The following is a 3,051-nucleotide window of genomic DNA, read 5'->3' as shown; positions in this document are numbered from 1 at the left end:
AAGGAAGTAGCTGGTGCCGGGGTTGACTTTCTGGATATATTCCCGAACGTAGTTAAGCCCCCGGGCCTCTTTCTCGGTTTGAACGACGCCCTTTTCTGCCAAGTCAATGGCAGGCTGTAAAAGATCCGCCCAGGGTAGTTTACCGAAGCGGGTGTGGGCCACCGCCATGCCAGCGACCGAACCCGGTACGCCGCTGGCCAGGTGGCCGAGCGTACTCAGACCATCGACCACGTTGCCTTGCGCATCGAGGTACATGTCGCGGTCGGCTTTCAACGGGGCTTTTTCCCGAAAATCCAGTGTGTAATTCTTACCATCCGCCGCCCGATAGACCATAAAGCCCCCGCCGCCCACGTTACCCGCTGCCGGATGCACTACGGCTAACGCAAACATCACGGCAATGGCCGCATCCACGGCATTGCCGCCTTTTTTGAGAATGTCAGTTCCTACCTGCGAGGAGAGCGGGTGCGCCGAGGCGATCATCCCATTTTGGGCCAAAACACCTTTCCGGTCGCTGACGAAGTATTTCTGATTGGGGTCGTCAGTCGCGAACTGGTAGAAGCCAGTAGATTCCTTGACGGGAGTCGTCGTTTGGGCATAGCTCAGGGTCTGGATTCCGAGCAAACAAAACACGAGGGGCAAATGTATTTTCATATAGTTCTGAAAAGCCTGAAACTTCGTCCAGGATAGGATGAGAAATCACTTAAAAACCTCCGCCAGGTTTACTTCAATATCCAAAGAAGCGTCATTGAGCACTTCGCTACCGTGGAAAAATGAATAGTTGAACGGATCAGAGTAGACGAAAGCAGCCCGGAAGTCGGGCGCAATGATCCAGCAGGATTTCACACCAAAGTAAAAGTAGGGTTCCAGTTTGACGACCATATCTGCCGAACTCTGGGAAGGTGATTGAATTTCGACTACCAGTAACGGCGGGTCGGAACGGCGGGCGGGATCGTCCTTAAAATCCAAGGGCATGGCAGGATAAAGTACCAAATCGGGCGTGCTCCCATCGGGTTTTGTATCCAAAGTGACTTCGCTCGCAATCCGAAACCGATCGGGGTATTTTATTTTTAATTCAAAACCTACATTGAATTGTATAGCTCCGTGAATGAGTCTGGGCATAGGCTTTCCCCTTTCTAGTTCGTACTGTGAGATTTCCCTTTCTTCGACGGTTTCAACGATTTCTGCCATGATCTTGAAGCTGTTTTTTCAAAGATAACGAAAATCAGACACCTACAAAGACACGCCCCTCTTCCAGGGAATAAAATCATCCTGCCCGTTCAGCACTGCTTTGGTGGTCGTCTCGCCGCTCGCCACAGAAATCACGTAATCCATGAGTCGCTCGGCGGCTTCAGGAATCGTTTCGCTGCCTTCGATGATGCCGCCCGTGTTGAAGTCCATGATGTCGTGCATTTTGTTGAACAGCTTAGTATTGCTCGATACCTTCACGACCGGGGCGATCGGATTGCCGGTAGGCGTTCCCAGGCCCGTCGTAAATAGCACGACCGTCGCACCAGAACCGACCTCGGCGGTGGTGGATTCCACATCATTACCCGGCGTACAGAGCAGCGTCAGACCCGGCTTGGTCGCTTTTTCGGGATAGTCCAACACGTCCACCACGGGCGAGGAACCGCCCTTCTTGGCTGCTCCGGCGGACTTTATGGCATCGGTGATTAGGCCGTCCTTGATATTGCCCGGCGAAGGGTTCATATCGAAGCCCGAACCCGCCGCCGTGGCGCGTTGGCTGTAGGTACTCATCAAATGCGCGAATCGCTCGGCAGTAGGGCGATCTACGCAGCGATCGGCGAGGTTTTGCTCTACGCCGCACAGTTCAGGAAACTCGGCCAGCATGACTTTTCCTTGCAGCGCCACGAGCATATCAGAAAAGTACCCCAGCGTTGGGTTGGCCGAGATGCCCGAGAAACCATCGGAACCGCCGCATTCCAAACCCACGCAGAGTTTCGACAAAGGAGCGTCGGCTCGTTCCAGTTCGTTTGCGGCTTTCAGGCCCAGAAGCGTCTGTTTCAAAGCCAGGTCGATGATATCGTCTTTGCCGCCCAGCGTTTGATGATTCAGGATGTGTACGGGACGGTCGAAGCCCGGTACTCGCTTTTCAATTTCCTGGGTCAGAATGCTTTCCTCGGCGTTTTGGCAACCCAGACTGAGCACCGTCGCTCCGGCCACGTTCGGATGCGTGATATAGCCCGCAATCAGGCCGCACAAAGCCTGCGCGTCCTGTCGAGTCCCGCCGCAACCCGATTGGTGGGTGATGAATTTGATGCCGTCCACATTCGGGAATACGGACGACACGGCCTTCTTTTTCATTGTGGCCGGTAGTTCGGTTTTCAAGATTTCCCCTTCCTGTCCCGATTGAATCATAGCGAGGATTTGCTCCGCTTTGTCCTGGTAGGGCGTGGTAGTTTCGTAACCCAGCACTTTGGAAAGGGCTTTTTTGAGCGTAGCCACGTTTTGGTTTTCGCAAAAAACCAATGGGACTACCAGCCAGTAATTAGCTGTGCCGACGCTGCCGTCGCTGCGGTGAAAACCTTTGAAGGTCGCGTTGGCGTATTTCGACACGTCGGGCGCCAGCCACTGGTAGGTACTTTCGCGCACCGTCAGCGGGTTAGCGGCATGTTTGGTGTTGAACACATTCAGCCAACTGCCGCGCCGGATTTCGTTCTGCGCCTTGCCGACCAGTACGCCATACATCTGCACTTCGTCGCCGGGCATGAAGTCGCGGGCGGCGAACTTATGCTTGGCGTCGATGTCTTCGGTCAGCGTGTAGCTTTCTCCGTCCAAAACTACCTCCTCGCTCTTTGCCAAATCAGTGAGAGCAACGATGACGTTGTCGTTGGGGTGGACTTTCAGTACTTTATTCACGAGGGTTGATTAAAAAGGTTCAGGTCAAATTTTGGGCTATCCATTATTGTCTTTAAATAATCGGTCACCGCCTTCTGAAAGCCGTCCAACTCGGTCAGGTCAGTTTCCCACAGTTCCTGATCCTGCAGGACCTGGCCCACCAATTTCTCGATCTCGTCGGTAGCATTCCAATGC

Annotated in this window: 3 protein-coding genes; all 3 read right to left on the bottom strand. The window is 53.8% G+C overall.

Translation table 11 applies throughout. The annotated features are described in order from the left end of the window. A partial coding sequence (locus tag ACEW8P_RS07475; protein ID WP_373512469.1) for a gamma-glutamyltransferase occupies positions 1-651 on the bottom strand: 651 nt, incomplete at its 3' end. A 45-nt stretch (positions 652-696) separates the two neighbouring features. After that, positions 697-1,188 carry a Uma2 family endonuclease gene (locus ACEW8P_RS07470; RefSeq protein ID WP_373512468.1) on the bottom strand — a complete coding sequence of 164 codons (492 nt, stop codon included), beginning with the start codon at positions 1,186-1,188 and terminating at the stop codon, positions 697-699. A gap of 42 nt (positions 1,189-1,230) precedes the next feature. Continuing rightward, positions 1,231-2,877 carry a UxaA family hydrolase gene (locus tag ACEW8P_RS07465; RefSeq protein ID WP_373512467.1) on the bottom strand — a complete coding sequence of 549 codons (1,647 nt, stop codon included), beginning with the start codon at positions 2,875-2,877 and terminating at the stop codon, positions 1,231-1,233. Positions 2,878-3,051: the final 174 nt, after the last annotated feature.

This window comes from Persicitalea sp., from assembly GCF_041751555.1.
In the GTDB taxonomy this organism is placed as follows: Bacteria; Bacteroidota; Bacteroidia; order Cytophagales; family Spirosomataceae; genus Persicitalea.
This window is presented reverse-complemented; position numbering and strand designations above follow the sequence as displayed.